General features: G+C 44.5%; 24 protein-coding genes and 1 pseudogene. 12 read left to right on the top strand and 13 right to left on the bottom strand.

Annotated elements, in window-relative coordinates; translation table 11 throughout:
• Window positions 1-8: 8 nt before the first annotated feature.
• The 3 genes from OQ477_RS12460 to OQ477_RS12450 form a co-directional block, all read right to left on the bottom strand.
• Entirely contained in the window at window positions 9-563 is a 555-nt protein-coding gene (locus tag OQ477_RS12460; protein WP_265972656.1) for an ABC transporter permease, read from the bottom strand.
• Between the two features lie 824 nt (window positions 564-1387).
• Window positions 1388-2185 carry an ABC transporter permease gene (locus tag OQ477_RS12455; RefSeq protein ID WP_017418638.1) on the bottom strand — a complete coding sequence of 266 codons (798 nt, stop codon included), beginning with the start codon at window positions 2183-2185 and terminating at the stop codon, window positions 1388-1390.
• 61 nt (window positions 2186-2246) lie between these two features.
• Window positions 2247-2681: a hypothetical protein gene (locus OQ477_RS12450; protein WP_025650423.1), complete on the bottom strand. Its 435-nt coding sequence runs from the start codon at window positions 2679-2681 to the stop codon at window positions 2247-2249.
• A gap of 134 nt (window positions 2682-2815) precedes the next feature.
• Here OQ477_RS12450 and OQ477_RS12445 point away from each other — a divergent pair.
• From OQ477_RS12445 to OQ477_RS12430, 4 genes and pseudogenes are all read left to right on the top strand, one after another.
• Window positions 2816-3007 (top strand): annotated as a pseudogene (locus OQ477_RS12445) (LrgB family protein); the annotation flags it as partial.
• A 129-nt stretch (window positions 3008-3136) separates the two neighbouring features.
• Window positions 3137-3331 (top strand): YwbE family protein, encoded by a 195-nt coding sequence (locus OQ477_RS12440; protein WP_003150901.1) that lies wholly within the window; start codon window positions 3137-3139, stop codon window positions 3329-3331.
• Between the two features lie 154 nt (window positions 3332-3485).
• Entirely contained in the window at window positions 3486-4247 is a 762-nt protein-coding gene (locus tag OQ477_RS12435; RefSeq protein WP_072176941.1) for a MerR family transcriptional regulator, read from the top strand.
• Window positions 4234-5136: a DUF2268 domain-containing protein gene (locus tag OQ477_RS12430; protein WP_265972655.1), complete on the top strand. Its 903-nt coding sequence runs from the start codon at window positions 4234-4236 to the stop codon at window positions 5134-5136. The genes OQ477_RS12435 and OQ477_RS12430 overlap by 14 nt, the downstream gene beginning before the upstream one ends.
• An 89-nt stretch (window positions 5137-5225) precedes the next feature.
• Here OQ477_RS12430 and OQ477_RS12425 read toward each other — a convergent pair whose 3' ends face one another.
• Window positions 5226-6413, bottom strand: a complete 1188-nt coding sequence (locus OQ477_RS12425) for a class I SAM-dependent rRNA methyltransferase (protein ID WP_061581635.1) — start codon at window positions 6411-6413, stop codon at window positions 5226-5228.
• Window positions 6414-6507: 94 nt separating this feature from the next.
• On the opposite strand from OQ477_RS12425, the gene OQ477_RS12420 reads away from it, so the two are divergent.
• Window positions 6508-6891 carry a VOC family protein gene (locus tag OQ477_RS12420; protein ID WP_003150894.1) on the top strand — a complete coding sequence of 128 codons (384 nt, stop codon included), beginning with the start codon at window positions 6508-6510 and terminating at the stop codon, window positions 6889-6891.
• Between the two features lie 29 nt (window positions 6892-6920).
• On the opposite strand, the gene celB (OQ477_RS12415) is transcribed toward OQ477_RS12420, so the two are convergent.
• Window positions 6921-8255, bottom strand: a complete 1335-nt coding sequence (gene celB, locus OQ477_RS12415; protein ID WP_061581634.1) for a PTS cellobiose transporter subunit IIC — start codon at window positions 8253-8255, stop codon at window positions 6921-6923.
• Between the two features lie 161 nt (window positions 8256-8416).
• On the opposite strand from celB (OQ477_RS12415), the gene OQ477_RS12410 reads away from it, so the two are divergent.
• The gene (locus OQ477_RS12410; RefSeq protein WP_323054512.1) at window positions 8417-10162 is read left to right on the top strand and encodes a S8 family peptidase; all 1746 of its coding nucleotides are present in this window, start codon (window positions 8417-8419) and stop codon (window positions 10160-10162) included.
• A gap of 57 nt (window positions 10163-10219) precedes the next feature.
• On the opposite strand, the gene OQ477_RS12405 is transcribed toward OQ477_RS12410, so the two are convergent.
• The 3 genes from OQ477_RS12405 to OQ477_RS12395 form a co-directional block, all read right to left on the bottom strand.
• Window positions 10220-11080: a glycosyltransferase family 8 protein gene (locus tag OQ477_RS12405; RefSeq protein ID WP_029325753.1), complete on the bottom strand. Its 861-nt coding sequence runs from the start codon at window positions 11078-11080 to the stop codon at window positions 10220-10222.
• Window positions 11081-11349: 269 nt separating this feature from the next.
• On the bottom strand, window positions 11350-11982 hold the full coding sequence (locus OQ477_RS12400) for a GTP pyrophosphokinase (RefSeq protein ID WP_007407732.1): 633 nt from the start codon (window positions 11980-11982) through the stop codon (window positions 11350-11352).
• Between the two features lie 130 nt (window positions 11983-12112).
• Window positions 12113-13048 carry a 1,4-dihydroxy-2-naphthoate polyprenyltransferase gene (locus OQ477_RS12395; RefSeq protein WP_007614633.1) on the bottom strand — a complete coding sequence of 312 codons (936 nt, stop codon included), beginning with the start codon at window positions 13046-13048 and terminating at the stop codon, window positions 12113-12115.
• 442 nt (window positions 13049-13490) lie between these two features.
• Between OQ477_RS12395 and OQ477_RS12390 the strand changes: the two genes are divergently transcribed.
• From OQ477_RS12390 to OQ477_RS12365, 6 genes are all read left to right on the top strand, one after another.
• On the top strand, window positions 13491-13640 hold the full coding sequence (locus OQ477_RS12390) for a teichoic acid D-Ala incorporation-associated protein DltX (RefSeq protein WP_003150882.1): 150 nt from the start codon (window positions 13491-13493) through the stop codon (window positions 13638-13640).
• A gap of 15 nt (window positions 13641-13655) precedes the next feature.
• Window positions 13656-15167, top strand: coding sequence for a D-alanine--poly(phosphoribitol) ligase subunit DltA (dltA, locus tag OQ477_RS12385; RefSeq protein ID WP_007614638.1), 1512 nt, complete (start codon window positions 13656-13658; stop codon window positions 15165-15167).
• The gene (dltB, locus tag OQ477_RS12380; protein WP_012118762.1) at window positions 15164-16345 is read left to right on the top strand and encodes a D-alanyl-lipoteichoic acid biosynthesis protein DltB; all 1182 of its coding nucleotides are present in this window, start codon (window positions 15164-15166) and stop codon (window positions 16343-16345) included. The genes dltA and dltB overlap by 4 nt, the downstream gene beginning before the upstream one ends.
• Window positions 16346-16361: 16 nt before the next feature.
• Window positions 16362-16598, top strand: coding sequence for a D-alanine--poly(phosphoribitol) ligase subunit 2 (dltC, locus tag OQ477_RS12375; protein WP_003150875.1), 237 nt, complete (start codon window positions 16362-16364; stop codon window positions 16596-16598).
• Window positions 16599-17777, top strand: a complete 1179-nt coding sequence (gene dltD, locus OQ477_RS12370) for a D-alanyl-lipoteichoic acid biosynthesis protein DltD (RefSeq protein WP_265972652.1) — start codon at window positions 16599-16601, stop codon at window positions 17775-17777.
• 183 nt (window positions 17778-17960) lie between these two features.
• Window positions 17961-19052: a branched-chain amino acid aminotransferase gene (locus OQ477_RS12365; RefSeq protein WP_025650062.1), complete on the top strand. Its 1092-nt coding sequence runs from the start codon at window positions 17961-17963 to the stop codon at window positions 19050-19052.
• A gap of 37 nt (window positions 19053-19089) precedes the next feature.
• Here the strand turns inward: OQ477_RS12365 and licH are convergent, their stop codons facing one another.
• From licH to licR, 5 genes are all read right to left on the bottom strand, one after another.
• Window positions 19090-20418: a 6-phospho-beta-glucosidase LicH gene (licH, locus tag OQ477_RS12360; RefSeq protein ID WP_003150870.1), complete on the bottom strand. Its 1329-nt coding sequence runs from the start codon at window positions 20416-20418 to the stop codon at window positions 19090-19092.
• Window positions 20415-20747: a PTS lichenan transporter subunit IIA gene (licA, locus tag OQ477_RS12355; protein ID WP_003150867.1), complete on the bottom strand. Its 333-nt coding sequence runs from the start codon at window positions 20745-20747 to the stop codon at window positions 20415-20417. The genes licH and licA overlap by 4 nt, the downstream gene beginning before the upstream one ends.
• An 18-nt stretch (window positions 20748-20765) precedes the next feature.
• Window positions 20766-22124 (bottom strand): PTS cellobiose transporter subunit IIC, encoded by a 1359-nt coding sequence (celB, locus tag OQ477_RS12350; protein ID WP_032875716.1) that lies wholly within the window; start codon window positions 22122-22124, stop codon window positions 20766-20768.
• A gap of 15 nt (window positions 22125-22139) precedes the next feature.
• Window positions 22140-22448 carry a PTS lichenan transporter subunit IIB gene (gene licB, locus OQ477_RS12345; RefSeq protein WP_003150863.1) on the bottom strand — a complete coding sequence of 103 codons (309 nt, stop codon included), beginning with the start codon at window positions 22446-22448 and terminating at the stop codon, window positions 22140-22142.
• Window positions 22449-22546: 98 nt separating this feature from the next.
• Window positions 22547-24502: a transcriptional regulator LicR gene (licR, locus tag OQ477_RS12340; protein WP_265972650.1), complete on the bottom strand. Its 1956-nt coding sequence runs from the start codon at window positions 24500-24502 to the stop codon at window positions 22547-22549.
• Window positions 24503-24521 lie beyond the last annotated feature (19 nt).

The raw sequence follows: 24521 nt of genomic DNA, 5'->3' as shown, positions 1-24521 counted from the left end.
TTCTCCCTTTAAAAAAAGTTTTTGTGTCTAATTTGCTTAATTGCAAGCATAATTAAACAAATTGTTATTATAGTAAAGAAAAACAAATAACCACTATGATTAACTTCATGCGGAGTTATAAGAGTATTGCTAATAAAAGAGTAGTAACCAGGTAAAAAAGGTACGTCAATCCATACAGGAAGTATCAATAGACCATACACTACAAAAAAAGCTTGTATAGGTTTTACTTTCAAAATATAAATGGTTTGAAACAAACCACAAATTAACAAAGTTAAAAAAACTGTAAAAAAAGTATAGGCTGTATCATGGTCATATCTAAAATTTCCATGTTTTAAAAAAACAGCTATATGTACTAATAAAATTAACAACAGACAATAACTAGTACACATTACTATAGTAAAAAAGAGTTTGCCAAATAACCATTGTTTCCTCGAGGATACTCTAGTAAGGACAATAGAAATTGTTTTACTCCGTTGTTGATATAAATAATTACCATTAATCAACAAGTAAAATCCACAGATAAAGAAATAAGGGAACGGCATGAAAAATAATTCATTTCCCATCAACGACTCCCAAACAGAATTAATATTAATTATATTGAGACTATGGACTATCATAAATAGCAAAAAAGCAATAACAAAAATCCAAATTATCCATTGCCATTTATTCTGTCTCCAGATATTTTTCACATCATATAAATACATTTTTTATTTATCTCCTCAGTATTTGAAAAGACTTTGATAGTTTCAAGCAAATCAAGGATGTAAAAACAATTATAAATAATAGATATAATTTATCGTAAAACGTGGATGATATGGCCTGAACAAATATGATTGAAAAATAATCATACATATCATTAAATAGGATTAGTAGTACAATAACCGAACCAATTAACATTCCGTATCTTGGAAACTTCAATTCGAATATCAATATAACTAACTGAATAATTAATAAAACCATTACCCACCCTAATAACAAACATACTAGCTGCAATCCAATAGTCCCATTTGTATAAATTATAGTTTTAAGAAATGTACCAGGTGATAAAAGTAACGCTGTAAGTAAAGTACTTAATACTGCTAATACTAAAAACAAAATAGTCCTTAATAGGATAAGCTTAATAATAAAACTAAAAAAAATAGTTCTCTTATTAAACCGTGGTATAACATAATTTGAAAAATGCAAACTATTCAAAGACAACAAAAATACACATACTGTTATAAAGCTTGTAGGTCCACCTAATATGTTCAAGAAAATTTTCATAAAACTAATATCTATTGCTGAATTAATTGTATTATTATAAAATACGGCCGAATTTAACAACAGCAAAATTATAAATGTTAATAAAATTCTTTTGTAACTTATTTTCAGTAAATAATACAGAAAGTTATTGTTGAACATATCTTTTCAACCCAATATAAGTTCCTACTAATGAAATTGCTAAAACAAAAGATGGTATCGCAAACAGATATATAATCGAAATACCTGTAATAGTTTGAATGGGACTCATTAACAATATAGGCGATAACTGTGGGTAAAATATTTCGAAAACAGGTTCTAAAACCAAAATAATCAAAAACGGTGACACATATGCAAGATATTTATTCTTTAGGAAAGTAGACAAAAACACTCCTAAAATTGCAAAAGACCCTGCATAGTAAAACAAAATTAAAATATATATTGCCATGTAAATACTAGGATGATACTCTGCAATCTGATGAAACATTCCATAATTATCAACAAATTCAGTATACGGCAACTTGTTTCCGAACATTATTAACATCAATATGAATGATAACACAAAAGGGAGAACAAATAAGAAACCGCCGCTAATAAAGGCTGTTATCACTTTGGAACTAAAATATTTTAATAATGAACAACGTGATATAACAAATTGAAAATAACCATTTTGCTTTTCTTCTAATACATTTGTACTGTACGGTAAGCAAGAAATTAAAACAAATAAGAATATTAAGATACCGCTAATAACAGAGTCGTTCGTGCCTAACCAAAAATACAACGAAAAACTCAAATGATCTTTATCAAAATAAGGAAGAGAAAACTTTTGATAGATTGATATGAAAATATCAATAACGAAAAGGAGAATCATAATTAATAAAGAAAATTTATATTTTTTCGAGCTTAAAACTTCTATGAAATTATTTTTCAATAATTGATAAAACAAAAAAAAACCTCCCAATTCAAATAACTAGAAAGAAAAAATTCTTTCTAGTTATTATCAAATTCTATCTTCTACTATCTGGACTCCAAACTCCTTTTGCTGCAATAACTACTGCATTTGGAGGGCCTTGTACCTCTCCAGCAATTCTTACACCGAGTGCTTTACCATGATTCTTCTCAATTGCAACATTTGGTATATTCTTATGTTGACCACTACTAACAACTACGTAACGACCGCCTGATACATCCTTTTTATCTTTATTAACTATCCACAAATTTATTTTTCTGTCTCTACCTATCCATGAGTTTTTTTGATATACTGAGGAATCATTGTATTTAGTTCTAGACCCTGTATAGTTATTGGCACCAAATCCTTTTGGCATCTCGAGATAATAACCTGTATCTTTTGTGTCTCCTTTTGCCAAAGCATTAGTTGTAACTAAACCTGACAAAAGAACAATCGTTCCGAAAGAATATGTAAGTACTTTTTTGAATTTCACTATTGATCCTCCTTTTTTTGATATATAAGGATTGTATACAAAAAAATGTATTTAATCAAGTTTTTTTCTATTTTTATCAGACTTATTTCTTTTTTCTATATAAAGAGGTGTTTACTCTAGGATCATCGGACCGGGTCATCCGCTATTTCCGCATTGATAACGAAATTGCCCGGGGCGTGCTGCTCGGAACCAGCGCGCACGGAGCGGGAACATCTAAAGCATTTGAGCTCAGCTCCGTATCAGGAACGATCTCAAGCGTGTCCATGATTCTCGCCGCAATTATGACGCTGTGCGCGGCCCCGATTTTGCTTTCGTTTATGTCATAAAAGACTGCTCCTTACAGAGCGGTCTTTTTTTATTTGCTATGAAGGATTGATTCGTCTGTCCTTCATAAAAAGACGAAAACACGATATGATAAGATATGAAGTGAAAAGACTGAAGAACGGATGTGTCATATGAACGGCCAGCAGCGAAGCAGCATCAGAAAAGGACTTGAAGTCGATATCGTCCTGAAAGCCGATCAGCGTTCAGGAAAGCTGACAAGAGGAATCGTGAAGGATATTTTGACGAACTCAAGCTTCCACCCGCGCGGCATTAAGGTCCGCCTTGAAGACGGGCGAATCGGCCGGGTCCAGCACATTATTGAATAGAAAAAAGCCGGAGCTTCACGCCCGGCTTTTTTTCTTTAATTTCAGCAATGAAATCCTCATATGTTCCCCTTTATATACAAAAAATCTTTAACCAACTATTGACTCTTACGTTGCGTAATACTTTAGAGTAGCCATTAAGGAGGCGGCAAACGTGATGGGTATGAAAGTAAAAGAAGTAGCTGAACTGATTGGAGTAAGCATACGGACTCTCCATCATTACGATCAAATTGGATTATTGACTCCTCAGGAAACGACCGATTCCGGTTATCGGCTTTATTCTGAAGAGAATCTTGAACAGCTGCAGCAGATACTATTTTTCAAGGAGCTCGATTTCTCCTTAAAAGAGATTAAAGAAATCATTAATAGTCCTTCATTTAACCGGAGGGAGGCATTAATTTTACAAAAGAAAATGTTGATTGAGAAACGGAATAGAGTCGATAAGATGATTGAAACCATCGATAAATCAATCAAACATATGATGGGAGAGATTTGCATGACGAACAAAGAGCGGTTTGAGGGAATGAATTTCAATCATAATCTTTATGAACAAGAAGCTCGCAAACGGTGGGGTGATCAACCTGTCGATAAGGTAAATATTAGATTGAAAAGCATGACTGATGGTGAGCAAAAAGATTTATCTGATAAGTGGACTGCAATGTTCAATAAATTTGCACTCCTTATTAACCAATCTCCCAAGTCCCCAGACGTACAAACAGCTATCAAAGAGTGGTTTGATTTTCTCAATGAAAATTTTGGTGAATATTCTTTTGATGCCTTTTACGGATTAGGTCAACTCTATATTGAAGATAAACGCTTCACTAAGAACATCGACCGGTATGGTGAAGGGCTGGCGAAGCTCATGAGTGATGCCATTACAATTTATATAGATAACCAAAAAAAGGGTGGTACCCATTAAAATCATTATCGAGGATACAATTGGGCAATACGAAACGTTATTTTCAATGATTGAAAATAGAGAAGATTATTATCGGTATTCAATGATGAAACCTTTTGAAGATATGTGGAAAAAGATGAATGTTCCCTTAAAGGCAAAGCAACCTAACGGATATGATGTAATCATGGCTGCAAATATGCTGGGCTATCTGAGCATATTTGATACGGAAACCGGAAGAAAAGCATTAGAGAATCTAAAAGAAATTCAAGCTCTTCAAATTGCATATGGCACTTTAACTCATTGTGTAGAATTTATCAAACAAAACCGCTTAAAAATAAATGCTGATGAAATAAGGTTTGGGATGTATCTGGCCAATCAAAAAAAGCTTGAATTACATAGAGGGTATTGTGGATTCGGAGGAATTCCGGGATTTATTCAAGTTTCAATATTCCCCAATTCATATAACATACCGAGACTGCCTGCTGTAATTGCACATGAATTTCATCATAATATTCGTTTTTCGTATTTCAATTGGGACTATGGGAACGTAACGGTTGGTGATTACTTAATTATAGAGGGGCTGGCAGAATCGTTTGCCAAAGAACTTTACGGAGAAGCTCTGTTAGGTCCTTGGGTTACTTCTTTTGAAAAAGAAGACTTAGAATACTCAAAAGAAATTATCAAAGACTCATTAAATGTGAAAGGATTTGCTGAGGTCAGCAGTTACATGTTTGGTGACACCTTTGCAGCCGAACAAGGTTATCAGCCTGTCGGCTTATCACCGTTTGCAGGTTATGCGGTTGGCTACCAAGCGGTGCAATCCTTCATGAAAACCAACAATGTGGGCATCAGAGAGGCCACTTTACTTGGCACAGATGAGATACTAAGTAATAGCGGGTTGTTTCTTTAAACAGTAAGATATGAAGATTATTTTATCCCGTATTAAAGCGATGGAAGAGGGTTTTCTTTTCCCCTCTTTCCACGCTATAAATGATCATCCTATTTTTTCCGCAAGAAAACAACCTTCAAATAATTCCCTTCTTTAAACGCGGGAATCGTTTTGAAATCTTCCGGAAGCGTATATTCTTCCAAAATGTCGTAACGCTCATTTGTTTCTTTAAAGGCGGTCTCTATAAAGCCTTTAAATTTCTTCATATTGAAGGCGCTGCTGTTTGTCGAAGCGATGATGATGCCGTTTTTTGCAGTGATGGCGATCGTTTCCTTCAGCAGGTTTTTATAATCTTTCGCCGCGCTGAACGTCCGTTTTTTTGTGCGGGCGAAAGAAGGCGGATCAAGGATGATGAGGTCAAACTCCAGCCCTTTTTTCGCCGCATAGCCGAAGTATTTGAAAACATCCATGACCTTAATGTCATGCGCCTCATAATCAATTCCGTTGGCGCTGAACTGTTCAATCGTTTTTGCGAGACTGCGGTTGGCGACATCGACGCTGGTCGTTTTCTCAGCTCCGCCAAGCGCCGCCGCGATGGAAAATGCCCCCGTATAAGAGAACGTATTCAGCACCCGTCTGCCGTTTGCATACTTATCCCGAATCGCTTTGCGCACATGACGCTGGTCTAAGAAAATGCCCGTCATCGCCCCGTCGTTTAAATCCACCGCGTACTGTATGCCGTTTTCTTGAACAATGACCGGAAAATCTCCTCTTTCGCCTTTGACAAAATCGTCGTCTTCCACGTATTGCCCGGCCGTATCGAATCGTTTCTTTTCATAGATCGCTTTATAAGAAAGCTCCAGTCCGTCAATCGCCTCAATCATGCTGTCCTTATAAGCGTAAATGCCTTTACTGTACCATTGAATCAGCAGATAACCGTCATAAAAGTCAATCGTGACGCCGCCGATGCCGTCGCCCTCACCGTTGAAAAGCCGGAACGCCGTCGTATCGGGCGCCTTAAACAGATGGGCTCTCGCTTCAGCCGCTTTTTTCAGCTTGTCCAGAAAGAAACGTCCGTCGATCCGTTCATCTCTCGCGCGGGACAGCACCCAGCCGACTCCTTTATTCTGCAAGCCGTAATAGCCTTTTCCGATAAACTCACCCTTCTCGGATGTCACATCAAAAAGATCGCCCTCTGTTAAATGAGCCGAGCTTCCGGACAGAGCGTCTTTTTCAATCAGGGGGAATCCTTTTTTCAGCTTTCCGGCAAATGTATCTTTCACTGTAAGTAGCTTCATTGTGCATTCCTCTTTCGTTTTGCTTTCTCTTATCGTACCATAAAACATGATCAACACCGCATTGTCCCGAAAAATTCAAAACAGGGGGAAAACCATGACAGCCAAAAGAATCGACCATACAGGCATTATGGTCAAAGATATTGAAACATCCATCGCCTTTTATCAAGACGTTCTCGGTATGCAGTTAAAGGATCGTATCACTCATACGAACGGCATTATTGAACTTGCCTTTCTCGGCTTTCAAGAAGGGCCGGAGACAGAAATTGAGCTGATCCAGGGCTACAGCAGCGAGCTTCCCGCAGAAGGAAAAGTGCATCATGTCGCTTTATTAACTGAAGATATCGCGGCGGAGTTCACGCATGCGAAGCGTCAGGGCGCCGTATTTATCGATGAAGAAATCACGACGCTTCCGAACGGGTACCGCTACTTTTACATTGAAGGACCTGACGGCGAATGGATCGAATTTTTCCAGCGTTAAAAAAAAACGGGCGAAGGCGCCCGTTTTTTTTATGTTTCTTCAGTGACGTTTTGTTCCGCCGCCCGTTCCTCTCTCCATTTTTGAAGATCCCAAATTCGGAAAAACGGATAATAGATGATAAATGTAATCAGGAGATTGATCAGCTGCATGACCGAACCGGAGATTTTCCCGCCCGTCGCCAAATAACCGGAAATCAGCGGCGGCATCGTCCACGGCACGGCGATTCCCGCCGGTTTTGCCACCATCCCCGTGCTCATCCCGATGTACGTCGCCGTAATGGTCAAGAGCGGCGCAATGATAAAGGGCACGATTAACAGCGGATTCATGACGAGCGGCATCCCGAAAATGATCGGTTCATTAATGTTAAAAATCGCGGGCCCGATGCCGAGACGGCCGAGCTGTTTCATCTGTTTGCTTCTGGAGCGCACAAGCATGGTCAGCACAAGGGCAAGCGTCGCTCCGCTTCCGCCGACATTAATCCATATTTGAAAGAACTGTGTCGTAAAAATGCTCGGCAGCGCCTCTCCCGCCTGAAAAGCCAAACGGTTGGCGTCCATCGCCCCGTACCAGATCGGCGACATGACGCCGCCGATAATGGACGCGCCGTGTATGCCGCACGACCAAAGCAGCATTTGCACGAATTCGGCGATAAGACTTCCGCCGAGACTCCCGCCCAGAATAGACAGCGGGGTGCCCAGCAGATCGCCTACGACATTGTGGAGGCTTTTAAAAGGAGTTATTTCAATAAACAGACGGGCCAGCCATACAAGCGTAATAACAATGAAACCGGGGATGAGCGCAACGAACGATTTGCTGACCGCAGGCGGCACTCCGTCAGGCATCTTAATGACGATATTTCTTTGTATGATAAACCGGTACACTTCCGTAGACAGCATTGCAATGATCATCGCGACAAACAGACCTTTGCTTCCGAGCAGCGAAATCGGAATGCCGCCTCCCACCATAATCTCTGTTGCCGAGCCGTCAGGAATAAACGGAATCTGATACGGCGTCGCCAATAAAAAGGCGGCAAGGGCAATGGCTCCCGACGACAGGGCATCCACCTCATAGCTTTCCGCAAGCCGGTAGGCAATCCCAAAGGCGGCGACAAGCGCCATAATGTCAAAGGACGCATTCACGGGATACCCGAGCTTTTCAACCCAATTTTCACCGAAAAGACCAGCCATAAAATCGGCATAACCGGGAATCGGAAGACTCGTCAGAATCAGAAAAACCGATCCGATGATGATAAGGGGCATAGTCAAAATAATGCCGTCCCGCAAAGCTCTTAAGTGCCTTTGGCCGGCGACTTTTCCGGCGACAGGCATGATTTTTTCTTCCATGACCCGATTGAACTTACTCATTTATCAAAAACCCCCTTTTTGAGTTCATTGCGCAGATGTCTTAAAGCATTTTCTCCATCATATTTTGGAAACGCTTACATTTGCATACAGAAATTTTCCTTATCCCTTAGGAAAAAAAGAATTCCGCACTGCCGATATATAAAGAAAAAGGGGGAATTGCAATGTATCACACCCTGAAACCGATAATGGCCGCGGCCTTGTGCGTCAGCCTGTTCTCCGCCGCGGCGCCCGCGCACGCCGAGACGCACGACCGGGACGTTATCGTGGTGTACAAAAATCAAAACGGCAAGGAATCCGCTATAGACAGCGGAGCGGATGTGGAACAGACCTATCAGCACCTCCCGGCAGTCGCCGTGTCAGCCGATTCACAAACGGTGAAAGACCTGAAACAGGACCCTGACATCTTATATGTAGAAGACAATGTATCTTTTCAGGCAGCAGGCGGTTCTGATATCCGCCCGTTATCAGCGGCCCAAAGCAGCAGTTACGCGCTGCCGCAATGGGATATAGAACCGACTCAGGTCAAGCAGGCATGGAAAGAAGGCTTGACGGGGAAAAAGGTGAAAGTGGCTGTCATTGACAGCGGCATTTATCCTCATGATGATCTGTCCATTGCCGGAGGCTATTCCGCAGTCAGCTATACATCCTCATACAAAGATGACAACGGACACGGGACGCATGTCGCCGGAATCATTGCGGCCAAACATGACGGATACGGCATTGACGGCATCGCGCCGGATGTCCGGTTATATGCGGTTAAAGCATTAGACAGAAAGGGTGCGGGGGATCTTAAAAGCCTGCTTAAAGCGATCGACTGGTCTATCGCCAACAAAATGGATATCATCAATATGAGTCTCGGAACTAACGCAGACAGCAAAATTCTTCACGACGCCGTAGATAAAGCATACAAAAAAGGAATCGTGATCGTAGCCGCCGCAGGAAACGACGGCAACAAAAAACCCGTCAATTATCCGGGCGCCTACAGCAGCGTAACGGCAGTCTCAGCGTCAACTGAAAAAAACGGGCTCGCGGCTTTTTCCACGACCGGAAAACAAATTGAGTTTGCCGCACCCGGCACCAATATTACGAGCACGTACCTGAATCAAAAGTACGCCGTGGCTGACGGCACATCTCAAGCCGCACCCCACGTCACCGGCATGTTCGCGCTGCTCAGGCAGAAATATCCCGAGGAAACAAATACACAGCTCCGGCAGCAGATGCAGCAAAACGTCAAAGATCTGGGCGCTTCCGGACGTGACAGCCGATTTGGGTACGGCCTGGTGCAATATCACGTAAAGCAAAAGAGCTTTGCCGAACGGGCCGTAATAAAAGCGGAAAAGACGAAAAAACAGGCAGATATCAATCAAGCAAAAACGGCCGTCAGCAAGCTGTCCAAGTCAAAGGGAAAAACCGCTCTCGAGTCCCGGATCAATAAAGTTCAGACGGCAAGAAATGTGACGGACGCAAGAGACAAAGTCCGGACTGCCGAAAAACAAAAGAAAAAAACCGCCGTCAATGCCGCACAAAGCGCCATTCGCAAATTACCGGCCGGTTCAGAGAAAAAAGGGCTGCAAAAACGGCTGAACGCTGTCAATTCAAGCCTTTTGAAAACAGCTGAGGCCAGCGTCAAGCAGGCGGAAAAAAAGACCTCTGAGGCCAGCACCGCAAAAGCTCAAAAAGCAGTCAGCGAAATCCAGCCGGGAAAAGAAAAAACCGCTCTGGAAAAACGGCTTGGCCGGATAAAAGATAAACTCAACCGGCAGCAGGCTGGAGACAAAGTAAAAGCGGCGGAAAAAACCAAGACGAAAAAAGCAAAATCAGCGGCGCAAACAGCAGTCAGCCGATTGAAGCCGTCTGCCGAAAAGACCGGCCTGCAAAAACGCGTGCGTGCGATTCGGGTGAAATAATAAAAAAAACGCTTATGAGCCGGTCAACGGCTTCACAAGCGTTTTCATCACACCTGCCTATTGGTTCATGGCCGGGCGGTCAATCGTGTTCCATTTCGTAAAGGACATATATCGGAAATAATGATCACGATACGGGTGCGAGGTGCCTGTATTCCAAGGCTTGTCGCTGCCGCAGAAATGGACGATGGCCGGTTCGGCACGTGTTTCTCTGTAACGGATACGGTCGATCAGTTCAGGAGGCGTTTTCTCGTTCATGATAATATGCGTCTGCGCGTTCCAGCGCGGATGCAGTTCATGCCATTGATCATATAAGATCGCGTTAAGCGCGTCCTGATCATGGAACACGAGAAAATCCTCCGAGCTGTTTTCGTTGATAAAATCAATCACCTTTTCGGAAATATTTTGTTTTCTCCAAGGTTCGAAATCTATAATCATAATACCGGAATTAAAATACTTGGCAGTGTCGCTGATATTCATTTTTTTCAGTCTTTCATGCTGTCCGGCGTCTTCTACCGCCGCAACTATTGCCGGGGAAATATCCAAATCCCATAAAACCGAAATATCTTCCATCACAATTGCATCGCAATCAATGTAAATCATCCGTTTTACGGACTCATCCTTAATTAAATCAGGGATGGAAATGCGGTAATAAGCCGCTTTTGTAATGTGGCTGCTTTCGACTGCATGCTTGTATTGATCAGCGTCTACTTCTAAAAATTCAAGCGGCGTTCCGAATGACATCGCAGTCTGTTCAAGCTTGTCCTTGTTTTCGGCAGTAATTCCGCCGTCGATCACATATAATTTGGCATTCCTTGTTTTATCCATATTCATCAATAAAGAAGCGAACATCCCACCCAAATGACGAGCATAATGATCATCTGCACATGATACGATATGCATTGTTTCATTCTTTCCCACTGATATTCATCTCCCTTTTTGTTGTACAAATGTCTTTCCCTTTTTTTAAAAAGTAAACCTTGATCTTATACATTTTTTCTGCGGGAATGTGCTGTAGGATTTGATATCTATTGGAGTCTCTGTTCAAATTCATTCTGATTCGGAATCAGGATTTCAGCCTGAATCACCGTCAGAATAGATCGCGCGGGAAAGTGAAAACACGTAAACATAAAAACAACCAGCCGGACTGCACATAAAAGCGGTCCGGCTGTTTGTGATGCGTCAATCGTTTAATCGACTTCTTTCTTAATCCCAAGCATCTTTTCGTCTAAATAATGGGCGATGTCCGCCGCTTCCTTCAGCTCGTCGGTCAGATGCTTTGGGACTTCGTTATTTAATTTGTAATAAATTTTATGTTCAAGACTCGCCCAAAAATCCATGGCGATGGTGCGGATTTGAATTTCCGCCTTCACATATTCCACACGATTCGTCAAATAAACGGGAATTTCAATAATCAAATGCAGGCTGCGGTAGCCGTTCGGCTTCGGATGTTTGATATAATCCTTCACCTTTACGATCTTCAGGTCCTTATGCTGCTTCAAAACCTCAGCGACATTATAAATATCGGAAATAAAGGAACAGATAATCCTGACACCCGCAATATCATGAATATGCTCTTTCATTTCCTGCGTCGTCACATCGCAGCCTTTGCGCATCAGTTTATTGACGATACTCTCGAAACTTTTTACGCGTGATTTTGTATGCTCGATCGGGTTATGCCCGTGAATCAGATTATATTCCTGGCTGATGATAGAAAACTTCGTATCCAGCTCATCTAAAGCGAATTTATAAACTAACAATTCATTTTTCCAATCTTCCATGACCGTTTTCAAATCATCCATATGGGCTGTTGACAAGTCCATTTTTTTCATCTCCTTGCTTTGCTGTCCGTATATAAGACGTGTCAGTCCTCAGTCAGGTTCTTTACAAAATCGTGAAGATTATGTCATAAAAAAAAGCAAATGCCGGTTATGGCATTTGCCTTTCATTTGATCAGCGGAAATAACTGATCAGGAGTCCGATTGAAAGCAGGAATCCGAAGAATGTATTGGTTTGCGCCGTTGATTTCATCGCAATAATCATGTTCATCGGCATTTCGTTTTTCACAAAGCCTTTCACGGCCTGAACGGGTTTCGGCACGCTCAGGAAGACCAGGAACAGCCACGGGCTTGTGTAACCCATGATGACAAGACCGACGATCCAGATGTAAGCGATGGCAAATGATGCGGCCAGTATCATGACGGCCCCTCTATGCCCCATCAAAATGGCCAGCGTTTTACGTCCGCCCTTTTTATCTTCCTCAATATCACGGATATTGTTGGACAGATTAATCGCTCCGACCAAGATGGCGATCGGGATAGAAATCAAAATGCTCTGTTCATTAATTCTGCCTGTCTGAATGAAGAAAGAAATAAGGACAAATACAGAGCCCATGCAAATGCCGGAGAACAGTTCCCCGAACGGTGTATACGCAATCGGCAGCGGGCCGCCCGTATACAGATAGCCGATCAGCATGCCGGCAAGGCCGATAACCGCAAGCCACCAGCTGCTGCTCATGCAGATATAAACACCGAGCACGAGGGCAATCGCATAAGAGCCGAGCGCCAGCTGCAGAATTGTTTTCGGCTTCATGCCGTGGCGGACGATCGCTCCGCCGATACCGACGGAATCCTCCGTATCTAAACCGCGTTTAAAATCGTAATATTCATTGAATAAGTTCGTGGCGATCTGGATCCAAAGGCAGGAAAACAGCATGGCCAAAAACAGCAGGAAATCAACCTTTACGTAAAACATCGCCAATACGGTGCCGAGAAGTACGGGCACAAACGATGCCGTCAATGTATGAGGGCGGGTTAGCTGCCACAAAATGCGGCCCATGCTTTCTTTCTCGGGCGTCTTTTGGCTGCCCCCCATATTGTTTTGATTCATTTTCCTCTTCCTTTCTATTAAAAGGCTTTCACAGTCAGCCGATAACAGTAGTGTTGAATTGGGGTTTTCACGTTTCTGCTACCTTATCTATCATAATAATTTCTTCCTCATTTCACAAGATGCGGCGCTTTATCGGCTATCCTGCCGGAAACGGCTTTTCGCCCTTCTCCATTGGGGTTCGGCACAAGCCTGCTTAAGAAAAAGCCGCCAAAATTTTTTTACCTCGTTTATATTTACGATAAGTTAAAAATCCCGCCTGAACAGCGCCTTTTTAGTATGATCATTTGCCAATTTATACATGCGTGTTTTCCATCCTTTTGTTCCTCATTCATTTTTAAGGAAATTTTAAGCTTAGGATATTAGACATATTTTGAAACTTTTTGTTAATCTAATCGTCATATACTGGTGTAATTATTGAATACGCGGGGAAGGAATTTTGAATATGATGCAAAAATTAAAACGTGCTTATGAAAATACATTGATCAAATGGACGTTTCATACGGGCTTTTATTTTCTGATATTAGTATTGCTCTTTTGGATGTATGGATTTCATACAGCGAATACCGGCACTTATATTTACAACGATTTCTAATCGGGGAGGATAACTATGAAACTACTTGATGCTATAAAAACATACGCAGACGCCAAGCCGCAGGCCGAAGCGTTTCGTTCCTTAGATCATTCCCTCACTTACGGGGAATTATGGGATTTGTCGGAGCGGGTTGCGTCCGGCATTCAAAAACATACAGCTGACGGTTCGAAAGCGCCTGTCCTGGTTTACGGACATATGGAGCCGAATATGATCGTTTCTTTCTTAGGAAGCGTCAAAGCGGGCCGCCCTTACATCCCTGTCGATGTTTCCATTCCGGCGGAGCGGATCGTCAAAATCATTGAAAGCTCAGGCGCAGAGCTGCTTATCAGCGTATCGGGCGATGCAGTCGATACGGGAAGCAATCTGATTAAAACCGTTACGCCCGAAGAGCTTGCAGCTGACGGAGATGCAGACCTCAGCCGTGAGAACTGGGTAAAAGAGCTGGACACGTTTTACATTATTTACACGTCCGGCAGCACGGGAAATCCGAAGGGCGTGCAGATATCGGCTGATAACCTGCAAAGCTTCACTGACTGGATCTGCAGGGATTTTCCTGTGGGCGAGGGTAAGACTTTCTTAAACCAAGCGCCGTTTTCTTTTGATTTATCTGTCATGGACATTTTCCCTTCGCTTCAAACGGGAGGTACGCTGCACTGCGTAACGAAAGACAAAATCAATAAACCGAAAGTACTATTTGAAGAATTGGAGAAATCCAAACTGAACGTCTGGACATCGACGCCGTCTTTCGTCCAAATGTGTCTGATGGACCCCGGCTTTACGCAGGAGCTCCTGCCTGAGGCAGAAGTATTTATGTTTTGCGGAGAAGCGCTTCCGGCTGCCGTGGCACAGGAACTGTTAAACCGTTTTCCGAAGGCGCGCGTATTCAATACATACGGCCCGACTGAAACAACGGTTGCCGTCACCTCCGTTGAAATTACGCAGCAGATCATCGATGAACATGAATCTCTGCCTGTCGGTTTTGCAAAACCCGATATGGATATCTTCATCATGGATGAAAACGGGAATAAGCTTCCGGACGGAGAAAAAGGGGAAATCATCATCGCGGGCCCGAGCGTGAGCAAAGGCTATCTCGGAGAGCCTTCTCTGACGGAAAAAGCGTTTTTCCCGATCGACGGCCAGTGGGCATATCACACGGGTGATGCCGGTTATGTTCAGGATGGTCAGATTTTCTGCCAAGGACGCCTTGATTTCCAGATTAAGCTTCACGGCTACCGCATGGAGCTGGAGGAAATCGAAGTACATGTAAGGCAGTCTCAATATGTGCGCACGGCGGTTGTCATCCCGTATCAGCCTAACGGACCTGTCGAATATTTAATTGCCGCCATCGTGCCTGAAAAACACGATTTTGAAAAAGAATTCCAGCTGACAAGCGCCATTAAGAAAGAACTGGCCGCTTCGCTTCCGGCCTACATGATTCCGAGAAAATTCATTTATCAGGATCACATTCAAATGACTGCGAACGGAAAAATCGACCGTAAACGCATTGGCGAAGAGGTTCTTGTATGACGCCTTACAGCTCGTTTTTCTTCTTTATCTTACTTGGAATCCTTCTTTTGCCGACGATTATTTTAGGGCTGAACGGCAAGAGATTCCAAGGATACAACATGTTTATATCCATCATCGTATTGGCTTTGATTTTCGCGCATGATCTGCACGGCGTGATCGCACTATGTATCTTTACGCTGTGGCAGGTGCTTTTAATCAGGGGTTATCTCGCTTACAGACTGAAAGCCAACAGCGGCTTTGTCTTCAGTATGGCCGTGATCGCGTCCATTTTACCCCTGTTTTTATCTAAATTATGGCCGTTTTTCTTTCCGCCGGCGCCTCATCACCCGGTTCATAACCTGATCAGTTTCTTAGGAATTTCTTATTTGACATTTAAAGGCGTCCAGCTGATCATGGAAACGAGAGACGGACTGATTAAAGAAAAAATGCCGCTTCACCGCCTTTTGTACTTTATTATGTTTTTCCCGACCATTTCTTCCGGTCCGATCGACAGATACCGCAGATTTGCCAAGGACGAACAGAAAGTATGGACAAAGGGAGAATACGCTGATTTACTGTATACCGGCATTCATAAAATTTTTATCGGTTTCTTATACAAATTCATTATCGGATATGCGATTAACACGTATTTCATTATGAATCTGTCTCATATCACCCACAGCAAACTGTGGGGTAATGTGCTGTACATGTACGGATACAGCTTGTACCTGTTTTTTGATTTTGCGGGTTACACGATGTTTGCCGTCGGTGTAAGCTATATCATGGGTATCAAATCTCCGGAAAACTTTAATAAGCCGTTTATCAGCAAAAACATTAAAGACTTCTGGAACCGCTGGCACATGTCCTTATCCTTCTGGTTCAGAGACTACGTATTTATGCGCTTTGTTTTCTGGATGACAAAGAAAAAATGGATAAAGAACCGGATGGCCGTCTCGAACATCGGGTATTTCCTGCTGTTCATGCTGATGGGCGTCTGGCACGGACTCGCCCTGCAATATATTGTATACGGCCTGTACCACGCCGTATTAATGACCGGGTATAACTTTTTTGAGAAATGGAATAAGAAATACAAATGGCTGCCCGCCAATCGTTTTACGGCCTTTTTAGCCATCGTCATCACATTCCATTTCGTATGTTTCGGATTTTATATTTTCTCAGGAAAACCATTTCATCACTAAAGGAGATTGAAAACACATGGAATTTAAACAGGAAGTATTAGACGTATTAGCTGAAGTTTGTCAGGAGGACGCTGTGAAAGAAAATCCTGATATTGAAATCTTTGAAGAAGGACTGCTTGATTCTTTCGGAACTGTAGAACTGCTGGTCGCCATCGAAAACCGCTTCGGCATTACAGTGCCGATCACTGAATTTGACCGTGACGAGTGGAATACGCCAAACAACATTGTAAACAAACTGACTGAGTTGAAGTAAATGAAAAAGCGTTTCTTTGGACCAATTATTTTAGCGTTCGTCCTGTTTGTCGGAGCTATCGCAGTTCCGGCTTCATGGCTTACGCGCTTCATTCCTGAAAAACGTGTCGAAGAGTCGGCGGCGGCCTTAAATCCGAATATGTTCCAGGGGCTCTATCTGCAAAACAAAATGTTCGAAGACTCGAGGTATATGCCGATTTTCGGTTCTTCCGAGCTTTCAAGACTGGATGAGTTTCACCCGTCCAACTATTTCCAAGTGAACAACCAAGGCTTTACGCCTTATCTTGTCGGAAAAGGCGGAGACCAATCCTTGATACACGCCGTGAACTTTGCGGCGCATTATCAGCAGCTGAAGGGCAAAAAACTGGTATTCATTGTTTCTCCGCAATGGTTTATCAAAAAAGGTTCTGATGAACAGCACTTTGCGCCGAATTTTTCATCACTTCAGGCATTGGATTTAGCATTTAATAACCAGATTGATCCCGCGGTCAAAAAGAACATGATGAAGCGCATGCTCCGTTTTAAAGTCGTTCAGCATGATGCCGTCCTTTCTGAATTATACAAGGGAATGGTCAACGGACAATCATGGAAAGTGAAAGCGGTCATGCCGGCTGCCAAAGCTTATTATTCTCTGCTTGAGAAAAAAGATCTTTATTATTCAATGGGAGAAACCAAGGGCCCTGAACGGACGATCTCTGAAAACCTGAAAGGGAAATCGTGGTCAGAGTTAAAAACAGCTGCCGCTCAATTAGGAGAACGGAGCTCCAAGTCCAATCCTTTCTATATCGATGACGCTTCTTATAAAAAGATTAAGAAGAAAGTAAAGAGAGTGAAAGGAATCAACAAAGGAAGAACATACGCCAAATCAGTCGAATATCACGACTTTGCGGATATGCTGGACATTCTGAAAGATGCCGGCGCTGAGCCGATGTTCGTGGTTATTCCGGTCAACGGAAAATGGTATGACTACACCGGCTTCCCGAAAAAAGGCCGGACTGATTACTACAAAAAAGTCACTAAGCAAATTAAAGCGAAGGGCTTTCAGGTTGCCGACTTATCCAAGCACGAATATGATCCGTACTTTATGAAAGACACCATCCATATCGCCTGGAAGGGCTGGGTGTACGTCGATAAAGCAATGGAGCAGTTTTACAAAACCGGCAAGGTGACGGTTCACTGAGCACGGTGATGACAGAATACGTAAAAACGAACACGCAGGGGGCATTCTCTCCCCTGCTTTTTATGTGATTTGATTTTTTCACAAATTTGAGGAAAACTATTGCGAATATTTGTTGAAGGTATACAATAGAATATAAATTATTTTCAAATAAGTTTGACAATAACACCAATAGGGAGACAGAACATTATGAAACAAGACATTCGTGTTGAATTGACTTCAGCCAAAAAACCGAAACCGGACCCCCATGACCTTGCGTTCGGCAGAATTTTCACCGACCATATGTTTGTTATGGATTACGATGCTGATCAAGGCTGGTACGATCCGAGAATTATCCCTTATCAGTCCATCTCAATGGATCCTGCGGCTATGGTTTATCATTACGGCCAAACCGTTTTTGAAGGGCTTAAAGCGTATGTAACGAAGGATCAGGAAGTGCTTCTGTTCAGACCGGAGAAAAATATGGAGCGCCTGAACCAGTCAAATGACCGCCTTTGCATCCCGCTCATTGATGAAGAGCTTGTTCTTGAAGGCCTGAAACAGCTCGTAGCCATCGACAAAGACTGGATTCCGAAAGCGGAAGGCACTTCCCTTTATATCCGTCCGTTTATTATTGCGACTGAGCCTTTCCTCGGTGTAGCGGCATCCCATACGTACAAGCTGTTTATCATTCTTTCCCCGGTCGGCTCTTATTACAAAGAAGGCATTAAACCGGTAAAAATCGCCGTGGAAAACGAATTCGTGCGCGCCGTCAAAGGCGGCACCGGAAACGCGAAAACCGCCGGCAACTACGCATCAAGCCTGAAAGCGCAGCAGGTTGCGGAAGAGAAGGGATTTTCCCAGGTTTTATGGCTTGACGGCATTGAGAAAAAATACATCGAAGAAGTCGGCAGCATGAACATCTTCTTCAAAATCAGCGGCGAAATCGTGACGCCGGAGCTGAACGGAAGCATTCTTGAAGGAATTACGAGAAATTCCGTCATCACCCTTCTCAAACATTGGGGACTGACTGTGTCTGAGCGAAAGATTTCGATCGATGAAATCATTCAGGCGCATCGTGACGGCCGATTGGAAGAAACATTCGGAACCGGTACGGCGGCGGTCATTTCTCCGGTCGGCGAACTGATCTGGAATGATGAAAGTCTTGTCATCGGCAGCGGTGAAACCGGAGAGATCTCGAAGAAATTGTACGATACCATTACAGGCATTCAAAAAGGCGCGGAAGCCGACGTGTTCGGCTGGACGACAGAAGTCGCCTCACTAAGCGAATCAAAATAAGCAAAAAACCCGGAAGCGAATCCGGGTTTTTTTTACTTTATGCTTCAATCGACTTAAAGAAATGAGGCAGATGTTCTTTGTGGGCCTCAAGCATTTCATCCAGAATGGCCTTTGCCACGGAGTCTGACGGGACGAGAGGGTTGATCGTCATCGCAAGTAGCGCCGTTTGATAATCTCCCGTGACGGCTGCTTCAGCGGCGACGCGCTCAAATGATTTGATTTGCTGGACGAGTCCGCGGACAGACACCGGCAGATCACCGACGGCGATCGGTTTCGGACCGTCTTTCGTCATGACACAGTTCACTTCGACCGCTGAGTCATTCGGAATGCTGGCGATCGCGCCGTTGTTTATTGTATTGACGGGCTGGATATCATGTTTGTCGTTATAGATGGAGCTGATCAGGTTGCAGGCCGCGTCACTGTAGTACGCTCCGCCCCGTTTTTCAAGCTGCGGCGGTTTGATGGCGAGATTCGGATCTTTGTACAGTTCGAACAGTTCTTTCTCAACCTTCTGTACAACCTCGGCGCGTGTGCCCTCCGTCTGTGACGCTTCTATTTCATGCTCGAGCATTTCTTTCGTTTTGAAATAATAGCGGTGGTAGCCGCAAGGAATCAGATCGAGCGCCTTCAGGAATTCAGGCTCCCATTCCGCGCCTGAAATATTTTTCATCGTCATGGCGTTTTCCGGGTCTCCCATGGCTTCAATGACTTGATCTTTCACACTGACGCCGTCTAAGAAAACATCTAATCCGAAGACCATGTGATTCAGCCCGGCAAATTGCACTTCGATCCGGCTGACATCCACATCCAATGCTTTTGCGACGCCCATTTTAATGCCGATCGGCACATTGCAGAGGCCGACGACTTTTGTGAGATTCGAGTAGCGGAGCAAGGCCTCGGTAACCATGCCGGCAGGGTTTGTGAAATTCACGAGCCATGCATTCGGACAAAGCTCTTCGATGTCTTTCGCGATTTCCAGAATAACCGGGATGGTGCGCAGCCCTTTGAATAAACCGCCCGGACCGTTTGTCTCCTGTCCGATTACGCCGTATTTTAACGGAATCCGTTCGTCTTTGGCGCGGGCCTCAAGAAGGCCGACGCGGAATTGAGTCGTTACGAAATCCGCATCCTTCAAGGCTTCTCTCCGATCAAGCGTCAGGTGAATCTCTATCGGAACACCCGCTTTTTCGACCATGCGTTTTGCAAGCGTGCCGACGATATTGAGTTTTTTCTCGCCTTCAGGAATGTCGACGAGCCATAATTCTCTGACAGGCAGTTCTTCATAGCGCTTAATGATGCCTTCCACAAGCTCCGGTGTATAGCTTGAACCTCCGCCGATCGTTACAATTTTAATTCCTTTTGTCATATTTTTGCTCCCCCTTGCAGACTCACTTTTTCGTAAATCTCAACTAACTCAGCGGCCAAGTCTTTCACGGTCATGGCATTCATTAAATGATCTTGCGCATGCACCATCAAAAGCGTCATGTCTGTTTTTTCTCCGCCGGCTTCATTTTGGATCAATTCTGTCTGATAATGATGGGCTTCGGTCAGTTCCCTTGCGGCTTCCTGAAGCTTTTCTTCCGCCATGGCTCTGTCCCCCCGCTTTGCGGCGGCAATGGCTTCCATTGATGCACTTCTGCCGTTGCCGCCATGCAGGATGATCTGAAAAATGGTCTGTTCCATTTTTTCATTCATGTGTTTCACTCCCTTTCTCTACAGCACGGCTTTTTCGTCTCCCTGTACGGCTGGCGCCTGCGATTGTTCAAGTTCGTTTTCTTCTTTCAGCTTTTGCGAATCCCACATTCTGAAGAACGGATAGTACACGATAAAGGCTGTGATGATATTAATCGCCTGCATGACAGCCCCTGATATTTTTCCGCCCGTGGCAAGATAGCCGGAGAAAATCGGCGGCATCGTCCATGGGACGGCAATGCCGGCAGGTTTGGCGACGAGGCCGGTGCTCATGCCGATATAGGTAAAGACCAGTGTGACAAGCGGTGTGATAATGAACGGAATGAGAAGCATCGGGTTCATGACGATCGGCATTCCGAAAATAATCGGCTCATTAATATTAAAGACGGCCGGCCCGATGGCGAGTTTCCCAAGCTGCTTCATCTGCTTGCTTCGCGAACGGAGAAACATGGTGACCACGAGCGCCAGTGTCGCGCCGCTTCCGCCGATGTTGATCCAGATTTCAAAAAACTGCTGGGTGAAAATATTCGGAAGCGCATCGCCCGCCTGAAACGCAATCCGGTTGGCATCCATCGCTCCGAACCAGATCGGCGCCATGACGCCGCCGACTATGTTCGCCCCGTGTAATCCGCACGCCCACAAGAGCATTTGAACCGCTTCGGCTATCAGGCTTCCGCCGAGACTTCCCCCAAGAATCGAGAGCGGCGTCCCCAGTACAACGCTTACAATATTATGAAGGCTTTCAAACGGCGTCGCTTCGACAATTAAACGCGCACCCCAGATCAGAAAGATGACGGCAAAGCCGGGAATTAAGGCGACAAACGATTTGCTGACCGCCGGAGGTACGCCGTCCGGCATTTTGAAGACGAAATTCCGCTGGATGATCAGGCGGTAAATTTCCGTCGACAGCATGGCGATGATCATCGCGACAAACAGCCCTTTGCTTCCCATGAGAGACAGCGGGATGCCGCCGCCCACCATGATTTCCTCTTTGGCGCCGGAAGGCAGAAACGGAACTTTGTACGGCGTTGCCAAGAGAAACGCCGCCAAAGATATCGCACCGGCCGATAAAGCGTCCACCCCGTATTTTTCGGCCAGGCGGTAGGCGATTCCGAAAGCGGCGACAAGACCCATGATTTCAAAGGTCGCATCAACCGGATATTGCAGTTTTTGAGACCAGGCGCTTCCGAACGTCTTTGCCATGAAATCCGCATATCCCGGAATCGGCAGGTTGCCGATGATCAGAAAAAACGAACCGATGATGATAAGCGGCATGGTGAGGATGATCCCGTCACGCAATGCTTGCAGATGCCGCTGGGAGGCAATTTTTCCGGCAATGGGCATGACTTTCTCTTCTAAAAACTGGTTCACCTTATTCACACGGCCCGCCCCTTTCTACGATGCGTTTCCGAGCTGTTCCGCTGATTTCAGAACCTCCGCTCCGTTGCACGTGCCGTAATGGACGGTATTGATGACTTCAACCGGCACTCCTTTTGATTCACCCAATTTTTTCAGCTGCGGAAGCAAATAACGGACTTGAGGCCCAAGCAGCAATACGTCCGCTTTATCAATATGCTGGTTGACTGAATCGCCTGACACCGCCCAGATTTTATATTCTTTTCCTTGTTCCTGCGCGCTTTTTTCCATCTTGGTGACGAGTAAGCTTGTTGACATCCCTGCTGCGCAAACGAGTAATATATTCATGTAAAAGACCTCCTGAAAGTTTGATATTTTGTATGTCTCGATGTTAGTACCATCATATTATGAAATCGCTTTCAGAACTACTCAGGCTTTTTCCGCTGCTAACGGAAAAAAGGTGTATCCCGGTCTTTCTCTGATCGTTTGTCTCTGAATACTCGTAAAACCTCCTGATAGGTTGTGCATTTTAAGAGACGGCTTACCGCGGCCGGATCATCTAACATCCCGCCGAGCCATTTGTACATATGCTGGAGGTCGGCTTTGCTTTCTTTCTCGACGCAGAGCAGGCAGACAAATTGGACACGCTTATCCGCCCAGTCAATCGGTTTCTTCAGCGTGCATACCGCCCAAAACGTCGTGTCTGTCTGCGGAACGAGCGGGTGCGGAATCGCCGTAAGATTGCCGAAACTCGTAGGAGAAATCGCTTCCCTTTCAAAAATAGAATCGGTCAGAGAATCAGAAGCGAGGCCGGCTGTTGCAACCTGCTGTCCGAGAAAACGGATGACGTCCTCCTTCGTCTCCAGATCCTGCTGCAAAAATACCAGCTCCGGTTTCAGAAAGTTCAATTGTTCCCGCTTTTCTTCCAGCATGGCGTCGATTTTTGTAAAATCCCCGCCGCCCAACAGCGTATGAACCTTTAATACGGGAACGGGCAGGTCTTTTTTGATCGGCACTGTGCTGACCACAAAATCAATCGACTCAAAGGAAAGCTGGTCAAGGCTGCAGTAATCAGCCGTTCCGACGATTTCAAGACGCTTTGCGAACCGGGAACGGAGCTTTTCTCTTAAAAGCTGTGCGCTGCCGGCGCCGGACGCACAGACAATCAGACAGCGCTTAGGCGGCCGTTCCGTCTTTCTCCTTTCAATGGCGGCTCCGAAATGAAGCGCCAAATATCCGATCTCATTCTCATGAATATCAATGCCGGTTTGCTCCTTGATCACGATTCCCGCAATCACTCCCGCTTCAAATGCGAGCGGATAATTTTCCTTTATGGCGGAGAGCATCGGGTTTCTCAGGTTCATTCCGTACCGGTTTCGGTTAATCGCCGGCTTGATGTGGAGCGCAAGACCCGCTTTCAGCTCATTGTCGTCCGTGATTCCGAGCTTCAGCTCCCGCTCAATGGCTTCAATCATGGCCTCCGTCAAACGGCTTGTTTCTCCGTCTATCAGCCTTGTAAGCTCTTTTCCTTCCAGTTGTGACTGGGTCATGCGCTTTGTCCCGAGCAGGTGAATGGCGATATAGGCGGTTTCCTGTTCGGGAAAGGTGACCGAAAGCGCAGATTCAAGCTCTTTTACGATGGCTTCCGCTGACTGATATTCTGTTTCAAGCTTAATATCATGAAGATCTTCCGGAATGAGAGATACATAGTTTTCTGTCCGGATTCGTTTGCAGGCAATGGCGATATGGATGATGAGATTGTTCAGGCCGAAGAAAGAAAGCGGGATCTTATGGTTTCGAACCTGCTTCATAATGGCTGTGCGGATCACATGAATGTCGTCTTTCGGCAGAATACCGGCCTTTTCACTCAGGAGATCAGGCTCAGGCTCGCGGTCGTCCACTAAGTATTCGGCCATACAATAACGGAGGCGGAGCTCTTCGCCGCGCAGCTTAAAGCCGTAGTTCGGCCTTGTTTCCAAAATGATGTCATAGGGGCGGAGCCGTTTTTTGACTTCTTTTAAATCAGATTGAAGTGTGGATTTACTGATGAACAGTTCTTCCGCCAAGTCATCCAGCTTGAGGTAGCCGTCGGTCAGAAGCATTCTTTTCATAAGGTAATCTATCCGTTCATCGGGAAAAATCGGCACGGTGCTGTTCTGCTGGAAATTGTCCTGAAGCCAGTTTTTAAACGGCTGTTCATTCCGGATCAGCAGCTTATAGCCGCTCCCTCTGACAGATTGAATGGATGCGCCGTGTTTTTCTACAATGGTTTGCAGTTCCTTTATGTCATTGCGGACCGTCCGTGTCGTTACCTTTACATTTGCAGCGATGACTGAGCTTGTAACCGGTGTTTCAGCAGCTAAAAGCAAGCGCAGAAGTTCACGAAGCCGCCCATGAAGCATGAGAAAAACCTCCTATCAG

This window comes from Bacillus sp. ChL18 (assembly GCF_026241425.1).
Lineage (GTDB): Bacteria > Bacillota > Bacilli > Bacillales > Bacillaceae > Bacillus > Bacillus velezensis.
The sequence above is the reverse complement of the archived record's forward strand: the minus strand, read 5'-3'. Positions and strand labels throughout refer to the sequence as shown.